The organism is Micromonospora sp. NPDC049529, from assembly GCF_055586685.1.
Genome location: NZ_JBVJHT010000019.1, coordinates 1 through 19,117, shown reverse-complemented (window position 1 = coordinate 19,117; position 19,117 = coordinate 1). Strand labels below are relative to the sequence as shown.

16 protein-coding genes are annotated in these 19,117 nt (G+C 71.0%); 11 read left to right on the top strand and 5 right to left on the bottom strand.

Translation table 11 applies throughout. The annotated features are described in order from the left end of the window. The first annotated feature begins 33 nt into the window (after positions 1-33). From secF to ACZ6QQ_RS28525, 3 genes are all read left to right on the top strand, one after another. A complete protein-coding gene (secF, locus tag ACZ6QQ_RS28535; protein WP_465880465.1) occupies positions 34-1,260 on the top strand; it encodes a protein translocase subunit SecF in 1,227 nt (408 codons plus the stop codon). A gap of 106 nt (positions 1,261-1,366) precedes the next feature. Continuing rightward, the gene (locus ACZ6QQ_RS28530; protein WP_465880464.1) at positions 1,367-1,930 is read left to right on the top strand and encodes an adenine phosphoribosyltransferase; all 564 of its coding nucleotides are present in this window, start codon (positions 1,367-1,369) and stop codon (positions 1,928-1,930) included. Positions 1,931-2,473: 543 nt separating this feature from the next. Beyond that, positions 2,474-4,930, top strand: a complete 2,457-nt coding sequence (locus ACZ6QQ_RS28525; protein WP_465880632.1) for a RelA/SpoT family protein — start codon at positions 2,474-2,476, stop codon at positions 4,928-4,930. Positions 4,931-5,047: 117 nt separating this feature from the next. On the opposite strand, the gene ACZ6QQ_RS28520 is transcribed toward ACZ6QQ_RS28525, so the two are convergent. Both ACZ6QQ_RS28520 and ACZ6QQ_RS28515 read right to left on the bottom strand, forming a co-directional pair. Next, positions 5,048-5,887, bottom strand: a complete 840-nt coding sequence (locus ACZ6QQ_RS28520) for a peptidylprolyl isomerase (protein WP_465880463.1) — start codon at positions 5,885-5,887, stop codon at positions 5,048-5,050. A gap of 64 nt (positions 5,888-5,951) precedes the next feature. Then, positions 5,952-6,845 (bottom strand): peptidylprolyl isomerase, encoded by an 894-nt coding sequence (locus ACZ6QQ_RS28515; protein WP_465880461.1) that lies wholly within the window; start codon positions 6,843-6,845, stop codon positions 5,952-5,954. A gap of 384 nt (positions 6,846-7,229) precedes the next feature. On the opposite strand from ACZ6QQ_RS28515, the gene ACZ6QQ_RS28510 reads away from it, so the two are divergent. From ACZ6QQ_RS28510 to ACZ6QQ_RS28500, 3 genes are all read left to right on the top strand, one after another. Continuing rightward, positions 7,230-7,949: an MBL fold metallo-hydrolase gene (locus tag ACZ6QQ_RS28510; RefSeq protein ID WP_465880460.1), complete on the top strand. Its 720-nt coding sequence runs from the start codon at positions 7,230-7,232 to the stop codon at positions 7,947-7,949. 65 nt (positions 7,950-8,014) lie between these two features. Next, positions 8,015-9,343 (top strand): histidine--tRNA ligase, encoded by a 1,329-nt coding sequence (gene hisS, locus ACZ6QQ_RS28505; protein WP_465880458.1) that lies wholly within the window; start codon positions 8,015-8,017, stop codon positions 9,341-9,343. 116 nt (positions 9,344-9,459) lie between these two features. Further along, positions 9,460-10,404, top strand: coding sequence for an acyl-ACP desaturase (locus ACZ6QQ_RS28500; RefSeq protein ID WP_465880457.1), 945 nt, complete (start codon positions 9,460-9,462; stop codon positions 10,402-10,404). A gap of 48 nt (positions 10,405-10,452) precedes the next feature. Here ACZ6QQ_RS28500 and ACZ6QQ_RS28495 read toward each other — a convergent pair whose 3' ends face one another. Genes ACZ6QQ_RS28495 through ACZ6QQ_RS28485 form a run of 3 tightly spaced genes read right to left on the bottom strand, consistent with a single transcriptional unit; the run spans position 10,453 to position 14,056 of the window. Beyond that, positions 10,453-12,816 carry an FtsX-like permease family protein gene (locus ACZ6QQ_RS28495; RefSeq protein ID WP_465880456.1) on the bottom strand — a complete coding sequence of 788 codons (2,364 nt, stop codon included), beginning with the start codon at positions 12,814-12,816 and terminating at the stop codon, positions 10,453-10,455. Next, positions 12,813-13,535 (bottom strand): ABC transporter ATP-binding protein, encoded by a 723-nt coding sequence (locus ACZ6QQ_RS28490; RefSeq protein ID WP_465880455.1) that lies wholly within the window; start codon positions 13,533-13,535, stop codon positions 12,813-12,815. Before ACZ6QQ_RS28490 ends, ACZ6QQ_RS28495 begins: the two co-directional genes overlap by 4 nt. After that, positions 13,532-14,056, bottom strand: coding sequence for a PadR family transcriptional regulator (locus ACZ6QQ_RS28485; RefSeq protein WP_465880454.1), 525 nt, complete (start codon positions 14,054-14,056; stop codon positions 13,532-13,534). Before ACZ6QQ_RS28485 ends, ACZ6QQ_RS28490 begins: the two co-directional genes overlap by 4 nt. Positions 14,057-14,245: 189 nt before the next feature. Between ACZ6QQ_RS28485 and urtA the strand changes: the two genes are divergently transcribed. Genes urtA through urtE form a run of 5 tightly spaced genes read left to right on the top strand, consistent with a single transcriptional unit; the run spans position 14,246 to position 18,986 of the window. Continuing rightward, positions 14,246-15,463 carry an urea ABC transporter substrate-binding protein gene (gene urtA, locus ACZ6QQ_RS28480; RefSeq protein WP_465880452.1) on the top strand — a complete coding sequence of 406 codons (1,218 nt, stop codon included), beginning with the start codon at positions 14,246-14,248 and terminating at the stop codon, positions 15,461-15,463. A 24-nt stretch (positions 15,464-15,487) separates the two neighbouring features. Beyond that, entirely contained in the window at positions 15,488-16,369 is an 882-nt protein-coding gene (gene urtB, locus ACZ6QQ_RS28475) for an urea ABC transporter permease subunit UrtB (protein WP_465880450.1), read from the top strand. After that, positions 16,366-17,523: an urea ABC transporter permease subunit UrtC gene (urtC, locus tag ACZ6QQ_RS28470; RefSeq protein WP_465880449.1), complete on the top strand. Its 1,158-nt coding sequence runs from the start codon at positions 16,366-16,368 to the stop codon at positions 17,521-17,523. Before urtB ends, urtC begins: the two co-directional genes overlap by 4 nt. Further along, positions 17,520-18,287 carry an urea ABC transporter ATP-binding protein UrtD gene (gene urtD, locus ACZ6QQ_RS28465; protein WP_465880448.1) on the top strand — a complete coding sequence of 256 codons (768 nt, stop codon included), beginning with the start codon at positions 17,520-17,522 and terminating at the stop codon, positions 18,285-18,287. Before urtC ends, urtD begins: the two co-directional genes overlap by 4 nt. Before the next feature lie 9 nt (positions 18,288-18,296). Continuing rightward, positions 18,297-18,986 carry an urea ABC transporter ATP-binding subunit UrtE gene (gene urtE, locus ACZ6QQ_RS28460; RefSeq protein ID WP_465880631.1) on the top strand — a complete coding sequence of 230 codons (690 nt, stop codon included), beginning with the start codon at positions 18,297-18,299 and terminating at the stop codon, positions 18,984-18,986. The last annotated feature ends 131 nt before the right edge of the window (positions 18,987-19,117 follow it).

Here is a 19,117-nt window from a genome sequence, read left to right as displayed (position 1 = left end):
CCCGGCCGGCGCAGAGCAAAGCGAGGTAGCGGCATGAGCCGCCGTAGCGGTCTGGCCACCCGGCTCTACCAGGGCGAGGCCGGTCTCAACATCATCGGACGTCGCCGGCTGTGGATCGGCATCGCCCTCGGGCTGGCGCTGGTCGCGATCGTGAGCCTCTGGACCCCCGGGTTCAAGCTCGGCATCGAGTTCTCCGGCGGCAACTCCTTCCAGGTGCCCGCCAGCGTCGGCACGATCGACCACGCCGAGGAGCAGGTCGACGCGGCACTGAGCAGCCTCGGTGGCGACGAGGGCGCACACGTCGTCTCCACCCAGACGGTCAACGGTGTCGGTGGCTCCTTCTACGAGCTGCGCACCACCGAGCTGAACACCCAGCAGTCCAACGACGTCCAGGCCGACCTGGCCGGCAAGTTCGGCATCGCCGAGGACCAGATCAGCATCAACCAGGTGAGCGCGGCCTGGGGTGACCAGGTCACCGAACGGGCCGTGCTCGGCCTGGTGGTCTTCGTCGTCCTGGTCATGATCTACCTGATCCTGCGGTTCGAGTGGCGGATGGCGGTCGCCGCCGTCTCGTCGCTCTTCCTCAACCTGGCGCTGACCGCCGGTATCTACGCCCTGGTCGGCTTCGAGGTGACCCCCTCGACGATCGTCGGCTTCCTCACCATCCTCGGCTTCGCGCTCTACGACGTCGTGGTGGTCTTCGACAAGGTCCAGGAGAACACCCGCGGCATCACCGCGAGTGGCACCCAGACCTACGGCGAGGCGGCCAACCTGGCCATCAACCAGACCCTGATGCGGTCGATCAACACCGGTCTGGTGGCGCTGCTGCCGGTCGGCGGTCTGCTCTTCATCGGTGCCGGCCTGCTCGGCGCGGGCACCCTGGAGGACCTCGGTCTGGTGCTCTTCCTCGGTATGGGTATCGCGGTCTACTCCTCGATCTTCTTCGCGACCCCGGTGCTGAGCGTGCTCAAGGACTACGAGCCGCGGATCCAGACGCACACCAAGAGGGTCCTGGCCCGGCGTTCCACCGGTGGCGGACGCCCGGCCGGCGGTGCCCGTCGGCCGGCTGCCCGGACCGGCGAGGAACCGGTCGGCGACGCGACCGTCGCGGCCGAACCGACCGACGAGGAGGCGGCGGCCCTGGCCGGCGCCGCCCCGAAGGTCGGTGCCCGTCCTGCGGGCAAGCGGCCCTCCGGTGCCCGGGGTGGTCGACCGGGTGGCGGTGGCGGTAACCGGCCGAGTGGGGCCAAGCGCCGCTGACCCTGGCGGAACAGACGAAGGGGGCGTCCGGCATGCTGGCTTCAGCGGCGTGCCGGGCGCCTTTCGTATGGCGTGACCGGTGTGGACGTCCGGCGAGAGGAGCAGCGTGACGGAGACCCAGACCGGGGTACGGGGCGACAGCGGCCCGGCCACGGCGGAGCTGGTGGCCAGCCGGGTGCTGGACGTACCGGACTTTCCCCGGCCCGGAGTGGTGTTCAAGGACCTGATGCCGCTCTTCGCCGACGGTGAGGTGTTCCGTGGGGTGATCGACGGGATCATCGAATACCACGGGCGGGACTCGTTCGACGTGGTCGCCGGCATCGAGGCGCGCGGCTTCGTGCTCGCCGCCGCGATCGCGTACGCGACCGGGGTGGGTGTGGTGCCGGTGCGCAAGGCCGGCAAGCTGCCCCGTGCGGCGTACGCCGCCTCCTACGCCCTGGAGTACGGCGAGGCCACCCTGGAGGTGCACCAGGATGCCTTCACCGCCGGTCACCGGGTACTGGTGGTGGACGACGTGCTCGCCACCGGCGGTACGGCGGAGGCGACGCTGAGCCTGGTCGAGCGGGCCGGTGGGACCGTGGCGGGGCTGTCCGTACTGTTGGAACTCTCTTTCCTCGGGGGCCGCGAGCGCCTGGCCCCCCGTCCTGTCCATGCACTTCTGACCGTTTAGTAGGTCTTGTCGTCGGGGCCCGATCCGGTGCGTACGGGGGAGCGGCATCCGGCCGTCGGGACGGGTAGCATTGCCTTTCGCTGACCAGGTGGAGGCCGTTCTACCGGGCTGGCGCAGGACCCGGCCGACCGGTTACGGTCGGCTCGTCCCAAGCGAGGTGTGAGGAGGCCGGTGTCCCACGATGTCGCCCCTCCGGCGGAGGGCACGGTGCAATCGACCAGCGAGGCCGGCGGTGTCGCCCAGGTGGCCGATCCGGTCGGCGCGTCGGTTCCGACCGCGACCGCCGGTGCCAGTTCCGCCGCCCCCGCCGGTGAGTCCGGTGACGTCGCTTCGGTTCACACCGACGGCGTGGCGGCCGATGATCCCGGCCCCGGTGACCCGGAGCCCGGTGTCGACGGGGCGGAAACTCCCCGGTCCGGCAGCAATGGCACGTCGGGTGCTGACAACGGTCACCCCGGCGCGGCCCAGCCCGGCAACGGCGGCGCGCTCCACGGCGGTAACGGCGCCTCCGGTGACGGTGCTGTCGTCGTACCGATCGCGGCGGTGGCCGGTGACGATCCCGCCGCCGTCGTCCCGATCGCGGTCGCCCCGTCGGGGTCCCCGGTCAACGGTCTCGGCGCGACCGCGACATCCGTACCCGTACCGATCGTCCCGGTCGGTGGCGTCGTGGTGCCGATCGGCATGGCCGGTCGCCTCGTCACCACCGACGAACCCGGCGCGCCCACGTCCAGCTTCGGTCTGGCCAGCGCGCCGACCGGGCGGCGGGTCCGGGCCCGGCTGGCCCGGTTCAACGCTCCCTGGCAGACGCCGCAGGTGAGCGAGGTGCTCGAACCGCTGATCGCCACGCACCGGGCCGCCCACCCCAAGATGGACGCCCGGCTGCTGCAACGCGCCTTCGACATGGCCGCCCGCTGGCACTCGGGGCAGTACCGCAAGTCCGGTGACCCGTACATCACCCATCCGCTGGCGGTGGCCACCATCCTGGCCAACCTCGGCATGGACACCACCACGCTGGTCGCCGCGCTGCTGCACGACACCATCGAGGACACCAACTACGGCCTGGACCAGATGCGGATCGACTTCGGGGCCGAGGTGGCCCTGCTGGTCGACGGGGTCACCAAGCTCGACAAGGTCAAGCTGGGGGACGCGGCCAAGGCCGAGACGATCCGGAAGATGGTCGTCGCGATGGCCAAGGACCCCCGGGTCCTGGTGATCAAGCTCGCCGACCGGCTGCACAACATGCGTACGCTGACCTTCCTGCCCCGCGCCAAGCAGGAGCAGAAGGCCAAGGAGACGCTGGAGATCCTGGCCCCGCTGGCGCACCGCCTGGGTATGAACACGATCAAGTGGGAGCTGGAGGATCTCGCCTTCGGCACGCTGTTCCCCAAGCGGTTCGAGGAGATCAACCGGCTGATCGGCGAGCACCAGCCGCAGCGCGAGGCACTGCTGCGCCAGGTGACGCAGAAGGTGCAGGTCGACCTCAAGGCCGCCAAGATCAAGGCGGAGACGACCGGGCGCCCGAAGCACCTCTACTCGATCTACCAGAAGATGATCGTCCGGGGCCGGGACTTCAACGACATCTACGACCTGGTCGGGGTGCGGATCCTGGTCGAGACGGTCCGCGACTGCTACGCCGCGCTCGGTGTGATCCACGCGAACTGGCAGCCCGTACCGGGCCGGTTCAAGGACTACATCGCGATGCCGAAGTTCAACATGTACCAGTCCCTGCACACCACCGTGATCGGCCCGAGCGGCAAGCCGGTGGAGATGCAGATCCGGACGTACGCGATGCACCGCACCGCGGAGTTCGGCATCGCCGCGCACTGGAAGTACAAGGAGCAGAAGGGCGCGACCGTCGTCGGCCCGCCGGCCAACATCGACGAGATGACCTGGCTGCGGCAGCTGCTGGACTGGCAGCGGGAGGCGAGCGACCCGAGCGAGTTCCTCGACGCGCTCCGCTTCGACCTGTCCAGCCAGGAGGTGTACGTCTTCACGCCGAAGGGCGACGTGATCCCGCTGCCGACGGCGTCGACTCCGGTCGACTTCGCGTACGCGGTGCACACCGAGGTCGGGCACAAGTGCATCGGCGCCCGGGTCAACGGCAAGCTGGTGCCGCTGGAGTCGACGCTCTCCAACGGCGACGTGATCGAGATCTTCACCTCGAAGTCCGACACCGCCGGCCCGACCCAGGACTGGTTGGGCTTCGTCAAGAGCCCCCGGGCCCGGACGAAGATCCGTCAGTACTTCAACAAGGAGCGCCGCGAGGAGGCGATCGAGGCCGGCAAGGACGCGATCGTCAAGCAGATGCGCAAGCAGGGCATGCCGTTGCAGCGGATGCTCAGCTCCGACAACCTGATGGCGATCGCCCGGGACCTGCACCTGGCCGACGTGGCGTCGCTCTACGCGGCGGTCGGTGACAGCCAGGTCTCCGCCCAGTCGGTGGTGCAGCGGCTGATGGCCGGCTACGGCGGCGAGGAGGGCGCGGCGGAGGACATCGCCGAGACCGCCGTCGCCACCCGTCCGCCGCGCAGCCGTACCTCCAGCCACGACCCCGGTGTGGTGGTCCGGGGGGTCAGCGACGTGTGGATCAAGCTCGCCCGATGCTGCACCCCGGTGCCGCCGGACTCGGTGTTCGGCTTCGTGACCCGCTCCGGCGGGGTCAGCGTGCACCGGGACGACTGCGCCAACGCCGAGGACCTCCGGGTGCAGGGGGAGCGGATCGTGGAGGTGAGCTGGAAGCTCACCTCGGCGTCGACCTTCCTGGTGGCGATCCAGGTCGAGGCGCTGGACCGGCACAAGCTGCTCGCCGACGTGACCCGGGTCCTCTCCGACGAGCGGGTCAACATCCTCTCCGCGACCGTCACCACCACCCGCGACCGGGTGGCGGTGAGCCGGTTCAGCTTCGAGATGGCCGACCCGAAGCACCTGGGGCACCTGCTGGCCGCGGTCCGCAAGGTCGACGGCGTCTTCGACGCCTACCGGGTCACCTCCGGCGCCTGACCCGCCCGGAACCGACGGCAGGCACGGAAGCGGCAGCACGACCGAGGACGAACAGAAGGGGCGGCCCGCCGTAGCGGACCGCCCCTTCTCGTTGCCGTGGCGCTGGTGGCGGCTTGCTCAGCCGGCCACGCTGCTCATCGTCAACGACTTGATCAGAACTTCCTTCTTCGGGTGGCCGCCGCCGGCCTGCTGGGCGAAGGCGCCGTCGTCGCCGGCCGCGCCGACCTCCTTGACCAGGTCCATCCCGCTGGTGACGGTACCGAGCACGGTGTAGGTCGCGTCGAGCTGCGAGTCGCCGTACACGATGAAGAACTGGCTGCCGCTGGAGCCGGGCTGGCCGGAGTTGGCCATCGCGATGACCCCCGCCGGGTACGGCGGACGCTGCTCGGTCGGCAGGTTCTCCTCGGCCATCCGGTAGCTCGGGCCACCGGTGCCGTCGCTGTCCCGCCAGCCGGCGCCGGTGGCGCTCGGGTCGCCGCACTGGAGCACCTGGAGGCCCTCGGTCACCAGTCGGTGGCACTTGGTGTTGTCGAAGAACTTCTTCTCCGCCAGGTGGGTGAAGCTGGCCGCCGTGCACGGCACCTTCGACAGGTCGAGCTTGGCGGTGATCGGCCCGAGCCCGGTGTCGATGGTCATCGTCTGCGAGCCGACGTTCGGTGCCGAGGTCGGCGGCAGCCCGACGTCCTTGGTCGTCGGTGTCCGCTGGTCGGCCGGGATGTCGGTCCAGGTGCACTGGGTCGAGCCGGCACCGACCGGCGCCGCGTCGGTGGCCTTGTTGTCGTCGCCGAGGCTGGCGACCAGCCACACGGTGCCGGCGATGACCAGTAGCAGAGCCACCCCGGCGCCGACGGTCGTCTGCAGCTGGCGGCGCTTACGGGCGGCGGCGGCCCGCTGGGCCATCTCCCGTTCGAGCCGTGCCCGCGCCGCGGCGCGCTGCCGCTCTCTCGTGGACGTCACGGTGACTCCTCCTGGGCTATCAACGCTGCGGTGCTGCGTCCGCGGCTGGTTTCTGGGCTCTGCTTCAGGACTGCCCGGCCGCCGACGGGCTGGCGGTCGGCGTCGCCGGTGGGGCGGCGGGCGGTGCGTCGGTGGCGACCTCGCCGACGGTCAGGCTCTGGATCACCACGTCGGTCTTCGGCTTGACCTTCTCGCCACTGCCATTGTCCACCAGTTCGGTGGTGCCGATCTTCTGGATCACGTCGAGGCCGGAGCTGACCTTCCCCACGATCGGGTACGCCGGCTCGGTCGGGTTGAAGTCCTTGAAGAAGATCAGGAACTGGCTGCCGTTGGCGCCGGGCGCGCTGCCGATCAGGGCGACGGTGCCGGCCGGGTAGAGCGGCGGCTGGCCCGCTGCCGGGCTGGCCGACGGGCTCGGTTCCGGCGCCGGTGCCGACGGCACGTTCTCGCTGGTGAAGGTGTAGGTGGGGCCGCCCTGGCCGGTGCCGCTCGGGTCGCCGCAGCGCAGCGCGCCGTCGGCGGTGATCTCGTGGCACGTGGTGTTGTCGTAGAACGACCGGCCGGCCAGGTGGGCGAAGCTCGCCCCGGCGCAGGGCGCGTTGGCCAGGTCGAGGTCGACCGTGACCGGGCTGCCCTGGTTGGTGGTGATCGTCATCGGGCGGGTGCCGGCGGTGGGCAGCCCCGTGGTCGACGGCTGGCCGACGTCCTTGAGGCTGCTGTTCGACGCGGCGTCCTGCGGGGTCCAGGCGCAGATCTCCGGCGCTGCGGCCGGGCTCGGCTCGCGGTCGAAACCGCCGAGCGCCCAGACCGACCCGACCACGATCAGCGCCAGCGCGAGAGCCGCGCCGACCCCGGCCTGGATCTGTCGCCGACGCCGGGCGGAGGCGGCTCGCCGAGCCATCTGCCGGTCGAGCTTGGCACGCGCCAACTTGCGCTGCCGGTCCCTGCTGGAAGCCACCCGCGCTCCTTTTCCCTCTACCCTGGTCGTGGCGGACGGCCACGTTTCCGCCGTCGGGCGTCAAGTGCGCCACGCCACACGCCCGCCAGAGTGTACGGCTATCTCCTGAGAATGTGGTGTACGAGGTGGCCGCTGCGTAAATCTCTGTCCCCGGACCGCCCGTCGGCACTACTGCTGACCGTTCTATCGGATATATCCCCCCACGCCGATCGACTCGGCCGACACCGCGTGCGGCGTACGTGACCCGGTGTCCGATCCGCCGGTACACCCGGACCGCCGGGCGGGACGCCTCGACGGGGCCCGGACGGTGTGTGCGGCGCGGCACCCGAGCGGCCCGACGGATAGGCTGCGGGGGACGCCAACGTCGACGGGAGGGGAGCGGACGTGTTCGTCGCCGGGTTTCCCGCGGACGCCTTCGGCACCAACTGCTACGTGCTCGCGACCGCGCCGGGAGAGCAGTGTGTCGTGGTCGACCCGGGAATCGGAGTGATCGACCAACTCGACGCCCTCCTGCACGAGCACCGGTTGCAGCCGGCCGCCGTCCTGCTGACCCACGGCCATCTCGACCACGTCTTCTCCGTCGCACCGGTCTGCGGTGCCCGCGGGATCACCGCGTACGTGCATCCGGCCGACCGGGAACTGCTCGCCGACCCGAGCAAGGGGCTCTCCGCCGAGCTGAACCAGCTCTTCGGCGGCCGGCTGCCGTACGCCGAGCCGGAGGACGTGGCCGAGCTGACCGACGGCGCGAGCATGAGCCTCGCCGGGCTGGAGATCACCGTCGACCACGCACCGGGCCATACCGGCGGGTCGGTGCTCTTCCGGTTGCCGGCGGTCGGATCGATCTGGGAGGCGGACCAGCTCTGCCTCTCCGGGGACGTCCTGTTCGCCGGTTCGATCGGCCGCACCGACCTGCCGGGGGGCAGCATGCCGGCCATGCTGACCAGCCTGCGGGACAAGATCCTCCCGCTCGCCGACGACACCGTCGTCCTGCCCGGCCACGGACCCGAGACCACCATCGGCCGCGAGCGCGCGAGCAACCCGTACCTGCGTCAGGTCGTCTCGTCCGACGAAGCGCGACCGGCCGGTTCCCAGCGGGGCTGGTAGCAGGTCCGCGCCTCGCGTCACCCAGATCCCGCCCGCGCGCGTCGCGCGGGAGTTCAAGGAGCATCATGAGCAAGCCCACGCCCATCTCCGGTTTCCCCGAGTGGGCCCCGCCGCAGCGGATGATCGAGCAGTACGTGGTCGACCGGATCCAGCGGACCTTCGAGCTGTACGGCTTCGCGCCGCTGGAGACCCGGTCGGTCGAGCCACTGGACCAGTTGCTGCGCAAGGGGGAGACCTCCAAGGAGGTCTACCTGCTGCGCCGGTTGCAGGAGGACCCGGGCGGTCCGGCCGGTGACGACGCCCTGGGCCTGCACTTCGACCTGACCGTGCCGTTCGCCCGCTACGTGCTGGAGAACGCCGGCAAGTTGCAGTTCCCGTTCCGCCGCTACCAGATCCAGAAGGTGTGGCGGGGCGAGCGCCCGCAGGAGGGGCGCTACCGGGAGTTCCTCCAGGCCGACATCGACATCGTCGACCGGGACACCCTGCCGGCGCACTACGAGGCCGAGTTGCCGCTGGTCATCGGCGACGCCCTCGGCGGCCTGCCGATCCCGCCGATCGTGATCCAGGTGAACAACCGCAAGGTCAGCGAGGGCTTCTACCGGGGCATCGGGCTGACCGACCCGGATGCCGCGCTGCGTGCCGTGGACAAGCTCGACAAGATCGGGCCGGACCGGGTCGCGGCGCTGCTGGTCGAGACCGCGGGCGCGACCGAGGCGCAGGCCAAGGCGTGTCTCGCCCTGGCCGAGATCAGCGGGCCGGACGCGTCGTTCGCCGACGCGGTCCGGGCCCTCGGGGTGGAGCACCCGCTGCTCGACGAGGGGCTGGCCGAGCTGGTCACGGTGGTGGAGACGGCGGGGGCGCACTCGCCCGGCCTCTGCGTCGCCGACCTGCGCATCGCCCGTGGCCTGGACTACTACACCGGTACGGTCTACGAGACGCAGATGCGCGGCTACGAGCGGTTCGGCTCGATCTGCTCCGGCGGCCGGTACGACAACCTGGCCACCGCCGGCTCGACCACGTACCCCGGTGTCGGCATCTCGATCGGCGTGACCCGGCTGCTCGGGCTCCTCTTCGGCGCGGGTGAGCTGCACGTCTCCCGGTTGGTGCCGACCTGTGTGCTGGTGGCGCTCTCGGCCGAGGAGGACCGGCCGTCCAGTGACCGGATCGCGGCGGCGCTGCGCCGGCGCGGGATCGCCACCGAGGTCTCCCCGTCGGCGGCGAAGTACGGCAAGCAGATCCGGTACGCCGAGCGGCGCGGGATCCCGTACGTGTGGTTCCCGGGCGCGCAGGACGCGGTGGACGAGGTGAAGGACATCCGCTCCGGCGAGCAGGTGCCGGCCACGGCGGAGGACTGGACACCGCCGGTCGAGGACCTGCGTCCCCTGGTCAGCTGAGCGTCGGGCGGCTCGGGCGGGCCGGCTGAGCAAGCGGGCCGGCTGAGCGGGCGGACTGGCGCTGCGGTCCGGCTTGACCTACGGTAGCGTAACTTACGCCACCGTAGGGAGAGCCCGTGACTGCCGCCATCACCCGTCCGCTCAGCCAGACCGCGTTGCTGACCGAGCTGGACTCCGTCGTCGCCCAGAACCTCGACCGGCACCTCGCGGTCGCCAAGGAGTGGTTCCCGCACGAGTACGTGCCGTGGAGCGACGGGCGGACGTTCGACGGGTTGCTGGGTGGCGACCCGTGGTCCCCGGAGGACTTCAAGCTTCCCGAGGTGGCCCGGACCGCGCTGGTGGTCAACCTGCTCACCGAGGACAACCTGCCGTCGTACCACCACGAGATCGCGAAGCTGTTCGGGCGCGACGGCGCGTGGGGGACCTGGGTGCACCGCTGGACGGCCGAGGAGGGCCGGCACGGGGTCGCGATCCGCGACTACCTGACGGTCACCCGGGCGGTCGACCCGGTGGCGCTGGAGCGGGCCCGGATGGTGCACATGTCCGCCGGGTTCAGCAACGACCACCCGGACGAGGTGCTGCACTCGCTGGCGTACGTGTCGTTCCAGGAACTCGCCACCCGGATCTCGCACCGCAACACCGGCCGGGTCACCGGCGACCCGCTCTGCGAGCAGCTGCTCGCCCGGGTGGCGGCCGACGAGAACCTGCACATGATCTTCTACCGCAACCTGCTCGCCGCCGCCTTCGCGCTGGCACCGAGCCAGGCGATGCGGGCGGTGGCGGACGTGGCCGCCAACTTCCAGATGCCCGGCAACGGCATCGACGGCTTCACCCGCAAGTCGGTGGCGATCGCCCTGGCCGGCATCTACGACCTGCGCCAGCACCGGGACGACGTGCTGGTGCCGGTGCTGCGCCAGTGGGACGTCTGGAACGTCACCGGGCTGGACGCCGACGGCGAGGCTGCCCGTGAGCAGCTCGCCGCGCACCTGGAGGAGCTGGACCAGGCGGCCTCCCGGTTCGAGGAGAAGCGCGACGCGCGAGCGGCCCGCCTCGCCCGCTGACCGTGCACGGGCCCCTCTCCGGTGGGGAAAGGGGCCCGCACACCGCCGTCATTCGGTCCGCAGCCCGTCCGGGCGCATCAGCCGCCAGAGCGCCGGCAGGCTGAGTACGGTCACCAGCAGTACCACCCCGGCGGCCACGCCGGAGAGCTGGGCCAGGCTCACCCAGTCCAGCCGTACCGGCAGTTGCACCATCCGTTGCAGCACCCCGCCGAGGCCGGCGCCGAGTACGGTCGCCAGAGCCAGCCCGAGCAGCACCGGCACCGCCGTCTGGAGCAGCACCGACCAGATCATCGTGGTGCGCCGGGTGCCGAACGCGACCAGTACAGCGAGCAGCCGGCGTCGTTCCCGCAACTGCTCCAGGGTGGTGACCAGCAGGCTCGCGCCGATCAGCAGCAGCACCGCCACCACCCCGACGAACAGGCCACGGCTGATGTCGCCGAACCTGTTGCTCTCGGCCGTGGCCCGCAGCGGCCAGATGTTCATCACGGGGCTGATGCCCGCCGCGGTGTTGCGTACGTGTTCCACCGCGTCCGGCACCGCCGGGTCCAGTCGCAGGTAGACGAAGATCAGCGAGTCCCGCAGGGCGGCCGGGTCCACCGCCCCGGGGGTGGCCAGGATCCCGCTGCGGTTGCCCGCGTCCGGGGAGGGTCGGCTGGTCGCCGCGCGGATCCCGGCCGGCACGGTCCAGGGCCGACCGGTGACGTCCTCCGGCGAGCCGACCTCGACCCGTTGCCCGCCCGACGGCAGCGACTCCAACCCCTCGCCCGGTACGGCGAACGTGTCGCCGTCGGCGCAGTGGTCGAGGGTGGCCACCTCGGCCAGGGCGGCACAGTCACCGACCAGCAGCGGCCAGACCCGGCGGTTCCCGTCCCTGCCGGGGGTCGTGCCGGCGGGGAACAGGTAGGTCTGCACCACCGGGGTCACCGACCGGACCCCGGTGGTGGTCCGCAGCCGCTCCTCGATCGTGGCGGCGTCGGCGCTGGTGCCGCCGGTGTCGCCGAGCGTGATCTCGGCGTACATGTCGGCTCGGGTGGGGTCCTGGCCGGTCTCCGTGCGGTAGGTCGGCGAGACGCCGCCGAAGAGCATCTGGAGCGCGATGCCACCGGCGACGGCGACCGCCACCCCGTTGACCATGCGGGCGGAGGCGGCGCTGTCGAGTTGCAGCCGCCGGGTGGCGAGCTGCCAGGCGACGCCACCGCCGCGCAGCCGGCCCACCACGGTTTCGACCAGCCAGGGCAGCACGGTGGTCACCCCGACGAGCAGCAGCAGCACACCGACGGCGATCCGGGCCGAGTTGACCGGCTCCCCGGCCCGGCTGACCGAGCCGGCCAGCGGGAAGAGCAGGGCGGCACCGGCGACCGGTGCGATCAGTCGCCACCAGAGTCGGCGTCGGGTCCCGGTGGCGCGGCGGACCACGCCGAGCGGTTCGATCGCCACCCGGCGCAGGGCGAGCAGCGAAACCCCCACGGCCGTGGCCGGCACGCCGAGCAGGATCAGCACGGTCAGCACCGGGTCGGGGCGGACGTCGGCCGGGAAGACGCTGATCTCCTGGAGGGCGAACAGCCCGACGAACTGTCGCCCGACGAGGAAGAACAGCGCCCCGGCGGCGAGCCCGAGCAGGGCGCTGACCAGGGACTCCCCGGCGGCGATCCGGATGGTCATCCGCCGGTCGGCGCCGACCAGGCGCAGCGCCGCCAACCGGCGGTCCCGGTGTTCGCCGCCGAAACGTACGGCGGTGCCGATGAACACGGCGATCGGCAGCAGCAGGACCACCAGGATGATCACCACGAGCAGCAGCAGAACCGGGTCGAGCCCCTCGCCGGTGCTCGGGTCGCCGAAGTGGTCGATCCGGCCGATCCCGGACTGGCCCATGCTGATCCGGTCGCTGCCCAGGTAGAAGGCGTACTCGCGGGGGCCGGTCAGGCCCCGGTCGCCGATGGTGCCGACGATCGGGTAGTCGAGTCGGGGCCGCAGCAGCGTGCCCTCGGGGGAGGCGAGCAGGTCGGCCAGGGCCGGCGAGACGACGATCTCGTCCGGTCCGGGCAGTCGGTCCAGGCCGGGCGGCACCGGGGCGTCCGGTCCCTCCGGTCGCAGCACCCGGCCGCGCAGCGAGTGATCGCCGAACCTGGTGTTGAACTGGCCGATCAGCGCGGTGTTCGCGGCGGGCGCGGTCAGCTCGATCTCGTACTGCTGGTCGTCGCGGGCGGCGCCGCGCTCGGACCGGTCGCCGAGCATGGTCGGGATGGAGACGGCGACCAGCAGCAGTGCCACGCCGAGGCCGACGCCGATCGCGGCCAGCGTGCTCCGCAGCAGCCCCTCCCGGCCGCCGACGAAGACCAGCCGGGCGCCGAGCAGCAGGTCGTCGCGCCAGCGGCCGGGCCCGGACCGCCGGTCGTGGTGGTCACGGCTCACGGCGACACCAGTTCGAGGTCGCGGCTGCGGCCGTCGCGGACCACCACCTCACGGTCGGAGTACGCGGCCACCCGGGGCTCGTGGGTGACCAGCACCACGGCCGCACCGGTCTGCTTGGCGGCTTCGCGCAGCAGCCGCATCACCCGTTCGCCGTTGAGCGAGTCCAGGGCTCCGGTCGGCTCGTCGGCGAAGATCACCCGAGGGGCGGTGACCAGGGCCCGGCCGACCGCCACCCGCTGCCCCTGGCCGCCGGAGATCTCGCCCGGCCGCTTGCCGGCCACGTCGGCGACCTCAAGGCGCTCCAGCCACTCGGCGGCCCGCCGCTCGGCCTCCCGGCGTCGGACCCCGTCCAGCCGCAGTGGCAGGGCCACGTTCTCCAGGCAGGTCAGCTCGGGCACCAGTTGGCCGAACTGGAAGACGAAGCCGAACTCGCCCCGGCGCAGCGCGCTGCGCTCGCCGTCGGACATCGCGGACAGTTCCCGGTCCCGGTAGCGGACCTGTCCGGAGTCGGGCCGGACGATGCCGGCCAGGCAGTGCAGCAGGGTGGACTTGCCGGATCCCGACGCGCCCATCACGGCGACCATCTCGCCGGCCCGTACGGTGATCGACGCCCCGTCCAGGGCCGGCGTCGACCCGTACGTCTTGTGCAGGTCGAGGGCGACCAGGAGCGGCTCGGCGGCGTCGGTGGGCCGCTGGTCGGGCCCTGGTTCGGCGGTCACTTGCGCACCGTCGCGGCGAGCTGGTCGAGGCGGGCGGTGGTCAGCTCCAGCCAGCGCAGGTCGGCCTCCAGGTGGAACAGGGCGTGGTCGCAGATGAGCTGGTCGGACAGGTCGCCGCCGAGCTTGCGCTGGGTGAGCTCGCGCATCAGACGCAGGTGTTCGGCCCGCTGCACGTCGAGGATCTCGGCCGCGTTCCGTTCGGTCAGCAGGGCGAGCAGGACCTTGGTGTAGAGGGTGCTCTGCAGGTAGAGGTCGGGCTTCTCCGGGCTGGCCAGCCAGGTCTGCACGTCGGTGACGCCGGAGGCGGTGACGGCGTACCGCTTGCGTTCGGGGCCCTCGCCCGGTTCGACGCCGTCGATTTCGACCAGGCCGCTCTTGAGTAGCCGGGCCAGGGTCGAGTAGACCTGACCGTAGTGCAGCGGTCGGCCGTGTCCGAACCGTTCGTCGTAGGCCCGCTTGAGGTCGTAGCCGTGGCGGGGGTGGGACTCCAGGAGCCCGAGGAAGGTCTGCCCGATTGACATGCGGAGCACTCTACACGACGTGTATACCCGCCATGTATAGCCTCTGACCTGGGGTGCGATCGATACTCACCCGCTGCTCGTCGGGCGCGTGAGAAGCCGTTAACACGCATGACATCGATGTACTCAGATTCATGAAATCCCTGGTTCCTACGGTGGCGGCACTCCGACATCGACTCGAAGGAGACCCGGATGGCACGAGGGTTGCGCAACCGGCTGGCCGCCGTTTGTATATTGTCGACATTTCTCCTGACGGCTGGCTGCGTCGAGGATCCCGGCAGCTCGGCCGGGGATTCGGCCACCATCAAGGTCGGCATCCTGCACTCGCTCAGCGGCACGATGGCGATCAGCGAGGTCACCGTACGGGACGCCGAACTGCTGGCGATCGAGGAGATCAACGCCGCCGGGGGTGTGCTCGGCAAGAAGATCGAGCCGGTGGTCGAGGACGGCGCGTCGGACTGGCCCACCTTCGCCGAGAAGGCGCAGAAGCTGATCTCGCAGGACAAGGTCGCCACCGTCTTCGGCGGCTGGACCTCGGCCAGCCGCAAGGCGATGCTGCCGGTCTTCGAGCGCAACAAGGCGCTGCTCTGGTATCCGGTGCAGTACGAGGGCCTGGAGAGCTCGCCGTACATCTTCTACACCGGGGCCACCACCAACCAGCAGATCGTGCCCGGTCTGGACTACCTCGCCGAACAGGGCAAGAAGAAGATCTTCCTGGTTGGCAGCGACTACGTCTTCCCGCGTACCGCGAACAAGATCATCAAGGCGTACGCGGCCGCGAACGGGATGGAGATCCTCGGCGAGGAGTACACCCCGCTCGGCCACACCGAGTACAGCACCGTGGTCAACAAGCTCCAACAGGCCAAGCCGGACGCGGTCTTCAACACCCTCAACGGGGACAGCAACGTCGCCTTCTTCAAGCAGCTGCGCAGCGCCGGCATCACCGCGCAGGCGATGCCCACGGTCTCGGTCAGCGTCGCCGAGGAGGAGGTCGTCGGCATCGGCCCGGACAACGTCGCCGGACACCTGGTCGCCTGGAACTACTACCAGACCACCACCGGTGCCCGTAACGACACCTTCGTCAAGGCGTTCAAGGCCAAGTACGGCGCCGCGAAGGTCACCTCCGACCCGATGGAGGCCGGCTACAACGCCGTCCACCTCTGGGCCGAGGCGGTGAAGAAGGCCGGCAGCGTCGACGTGGCGGCGGTCAAGGCGGCGGCCGGCGGCATCACGTTCGAGGCACCCGAGGGCACCGTCACCATCGACGGCGAGAACCAGCACGTCTACAAGACGGCCAGGATCGGGCTGGTCCAGCCGGACGGGCAGATCAAGGAGGTCTGGAACTCCGGCAAGCCGATCAAGCCCGACCCGTACCTCAAGGGTTACCCCTGGGCCAGCGGGCTCTCCTGAGGCGACGGCGGGAGGAGTCGAGACGTGGCCACCCTCAACCAACTGGTCATCGGCGCGAGCATCGGCGCGGTGCTGCTGCTCATCGCGCTCGGCCTGACCTTCACGTTCGGCCAGATGGGCGTCATCAACATGGCGCACGGCGAGTTCATCATGGCCGGGGCGTACACGGCGTACCTGCTGCAACCGGTGTTCGGGGCGCAGGCGGTCCCGGCCGCCATCCCGGTGGCGTTCGGAGTCGGCGGGCTGCTCGGGCTGGTCCTGGAACGGCTGGCGATCCGGCACTTCTACGGCCGGCCACTGGACACCCTGCTGCTCACCTGGGGCGTCAGCCTGGTCCTGCAACAGGTGGCCCGGGACATCTTCGGCGCCCCCAACGTCCAGGTACGCGCACCCGGCTGGCTCACCGGCGGGCTGGACCTCGGCGGCGTACGGCTGCCGTACAACCGGATTTTCATCATGCTGCTCGCCGCCGCCTGCGTGATCGGCATCTGGGCCTACCTGACCAAGCTGCGACACGGCCGGCGGATGCGCGCGGTGATGCAGAACCGGCAGCTCGCCGCCGTCAGCGGCGTCGCCACCGGCCGGGTCGACCAGCTCACCTTCTTCATCGGGTCCGGCCTGGCCGGGGTCGCCGGGGTGGCGCTGACCCTGATCGGCCCGGTCGGCCCGACCCTGGGCACCAACTACATCGTCGACGCGTTCCTGGTCGTGGTGGCCGGCGGGCTCGGCCAACTGCGCGGTGCGGTGATCGCCGCGTTCGCGCTCGGCATCCTGAACAGCTTCGTCGAGTTCTGGGTCGACAACGGCGCCAGCTTCGCCAAGGTGGTGCTGTTCGCGGTGATCATCGCCTTCCTCCAGTTCCGGCCGCAGGGCATGTTCGTGGTCCGGACCAGGGGGCTGGCATGAGCGCCCCGGCGGCCCCCGCCACCGGTCGCCGCTGGCGCGGCCGGCTCGGCGGACCGCTGCTCTTCCTCGTGGTGGCCCTGCTCTTCCTGGCCGCGCCGAACCTGCTCTCGCCGTTCCGGCTGGACCTGCTCGGCAAGTACCTCTGCTTCGCCATCGTCGCCGTCGGCATCGCCCTGGCCTGGGGGCGCGGCGGCATGCTCACCCTCGGCCAGGGCGTCTTCTTCGGCCTCGGCGGCTACGCCATGGGCATGCACCTCAAACTGCGCGAGGCCGGGCCGGGCGGGCTGCCCGACTTCATGGTCTGGAGCGGGGTGGAGAGCCTGCCCGCGCTCTGGCGACCGTTCGCCAACCCGGTCTTCGCCATCGCCATGGCGGTGCTGCTACCGGTGACCGTGGCGGTCCTGCTCGGCCTGCTGGTCTTCCGCCAGCGGGTCCGGGGCGCCTACTTCGCCGTACTGTCCCAGGCCCTGGCGGCGGCGTTCGTCATCCTGCTGGTCGGTCAGCAGGGCCTGACCGGCGGCACCAACGGGCTGACCAACTTCCAGTTCTTCTTCGGCCTCGACCTCTACGACCCGGCCGACAAACGGCTGCTCTACCTGGTGGTGGTGCTGGTGCTCGGGCTGACCTTCCTGGTCGCCTGGCAACTGAGCCACAGCCGGTTCGGCAAACTGCTGGTCGCGATCCGCGACGGCGAGGACCGGGTACGGTTCCTCGGCTACGACCCGGCCGTGGTCAAGACCATCACGTTCGCCATCTCGGCCGGCATGGCCGGGCTGGCCGGTGCCCTGTTCGTGCCGATGGTCGGCCTGCTCAGCCCGGCCAACCTGGGCATCGTCGCCTCCCTCGAACTGCTGGTCGGGGTGGCCATCGGCGGTCGCTTCTCGCTGGCCGGGGCGGTCGGCGGCGCGCTGCTGGTCAACTACGCCAAGACGGTCTTCAGCGAGGAGTCGGCCGACAACTGGATCTACCTCCAGGGCGCGATGTTCATCGCGGTGATGCTCTGGGCACCGCGCGGACTCGCCGGCCTGCTCGCCGACGGGCGTGCGGCGGTGCGCCGGCGGCGTACCCGATCGCCGGTGACACCACCGGACCAGCCGCCGGTGGACACCACGCCGTCCGCCACGGCGCCCGAGCCGAGCGAGGTGGCGAGATGACCGAACTGCTCCGGGTACGAGGGCTGAACGTCACCTTCTCCGGCTTCCGGGCCATCACCGATCTCGACTTCACCGTCGCCGCCGGTGAACTGCGCTTCCTGATCGGGCCGAACGGCGCCGGCAAGACCACCCTGATCGACGTGATCACCGGGCTGACCAAACCGGCGTCCGGTTCGGTGACCTTCGCCGGCACCGAACTCGTCGGTCGGCGCGAGCACCGGATCGTCCGGCTCGGGGTCGGGCGCACCTTCCAGACCTCGGTGGTCTTCGAGGAGCTGTCGGTGCTGGAGAACCTCGACCTCGCGGCCAGTTTCCGGCGCCGGATCGGCGCCCTGCTGCGGCGGCGCCGGGGCACCTCCGACGAGGTCGCCGCCGCACTGGAGACGACCGGGCTGACCGAACTCGCGCACCGGCCCGCCGGGGTGCTCTCGCACGGCCAGCGGCAGTGGCTGGAGATCGGCATGCTGGTCGTGCAGCGGCCGAGCCTGCTGCTGCTGGACGAGCCGGTGGCCGGGATGAGCCGGCCGGAACGGGAACGTACCGGCGAGCTGTTGCAGGAGGTGGCCCGGGAACACACCGTGATCGTGATCGAGCACGACATGGAGTTCCTGCGCCGCTTCGCCAGCACGGTCAGCGTCCTGCACGAGGGCCGGTTGCTCTGCGAGGGGACGGTGGCGCAGGTGCAGGCCGATCCCCGGGTGCAGGAGGTCTACCTCGGGCGGACCCGTAGGGAGAGCACCGAGCTGATCAAGGAGGCGGGTTAGTTGCTGCGGGTGTCGGGACTGGACGTCGCGTACGGCCGGGCGCAGGCCCTGTTCGGGGTGGACCTGTGGGCGCCCGCCGGCTCCCTGGTCTGCGTGATGGGGCGCAACGGGGTCGGCAAGACCACCCTGCTCAAGGCGATCATGGGGGTACTGCCGGCGAAGAAGGGCACCATCGAGTTCGGCGACCGGGACATCACCCGGCTCAAGACCCACGAGCGGGTGCGCCTCGGCCTCGGCTACGTGCCGCAGGGGCACGAGACCTTCCCCCAGCTCACCGTCTGGGAGAACCTCCAGGTGGCGCTGGAGGCGTCTCCCGGCGGCGGCGACCGGAGCGCGGTGGACGAGGCGCTGGACCTCTTCCCCGCCCTGCCGCCACTGCTGCGCCGCCGGGCCGGCTTCCTCTCCGGCGGCCAGCAACAGCAACTCGCGATCGCGCGGGCCCTGGTCACCCGCCCGAAGATGCTGCTGCTGGACGAGCCGACCGAGGGCATCCAACCGTCGATCATCCTGGAGATCGAGGCCGCTATCGAGCGGCTGCACAACGAGTTGGGACTGGCGATCCTGCTGGTCGAGCAGTACCTCGAACTTGCCCTGCGGATCGCCGACCGGTTCGTCATCCTCGACGCGGGCGAGGTGGCCCGTGCCGGCGTCCGCGCCGACCTCCAGGACGAGTCGGTGCACCGGCTGCTCGCCGTCTAGCGGCGGACCGGGGGGGGGGGGGGGGGGGGGAAGGGAGGGAAACACCCCCCCCCCCCCCCCCCACCACCCAACACACCCCCCAACACACGACTAGAAGCAAGACACGCAAACCCAACCCCCCCAATGAGGGA

Coding starts and splice junctions, on each gene's coding strand:
- secF (WP_465880465.1), top strand. CDS start 34: ATGAGCCGCCGTAGCGGTCTGGCCACCCGGCTCTACCAGGGCGAGGCC.
- hisS (WP_465880458.1), top strand. CDS start 8,015: ATGAGCAAGCCCACGCCCATCTCCGGTTTCCCCGAGTGGGCCCCGCCG.
- ACZ6QQ_RS28485 (WP_465880454.1), bottom strand. CDS start 14,056: ATGTCAATCGGGCAGACCTTCCTCGGGCTCCTGGAGTCCCACCCCCGC.
- urtA (WP_465880452.1), top strand. CDS start 14,246: ATGGCACGAGGGTTGCGCAACCGGCTGGCCGCCGTTTGTATATTGTCG.
- urtC (WP_465880449.1), top strand. CDS start 16,366: ATGAGCGCCCCGGCGGCCCCCGCCACCGGTCGCCGCTGGCGCGGCCGG.
- urtD (WP_465880448.1), top strand. CDS start 17,520: ATGACCGAACTGCTCCGGGTACGAGGGCTGAACGTCACCTTCTCCGGC.